At 51.5% G+C, this 307-nt stretch carries 2 rRNA genes; both read right to left on the reverse strand.

Going from position 1 to position 307, the window contains the following annotated elements:
• Window positions 1-5: 5 nt before the first annotated feature.
• A 5S ribosomal RNA gene (gene rrf / locus G7016_RS24835) occupies window positions 6-121 on the reverse strand.
• 105 nt (window positions 122-226) lie between these two features.
• Window positions 227-307: ribosomal RNA gene (gene rrf, locus G7016_RS25860) — 5S ribosomal RNA — on the reverse strand; the annotation flags it as partial.

Below are 307 nucleotides of genomic sequence, written 5' to 3' on the forward strand. Positions count from 1 at the left end.
TTGAATCTTGACGATGACCTACTCTCACATGGGGAAACCCCACACTACCATCGGCGATGCATCGTTTCACTGCTGAGTTCGGGATGGGATCAGGTGGTTCCAATGCTCTATGGTCGTCAAGAAATTCTGTAGCCGAGTCGCCTGAGGCGCATCGGCAAAATTCTTGGTACTTCTACTTATAGACAAAACCCCCGATCGCAGGGCGATCAGGGGTTCTGGGTTTGAATCTTGACGATGACCTACTCTCACATGGGGAAACCCCACACTACCATCGGCGATGCATCGTTTCACTGCTGAGTTCGGGATG

Source organism: Pseudomonas japonica (assembly GCF_013522925.1).
Classification (GTDB): domain Bacteria; phylum Pseudomonadota; class Gammaproteobacteria; order Pseudomonadales; family Pseudomonadaceae; genus Aquipseudomonas; species Aquipseudomonas japonica_A.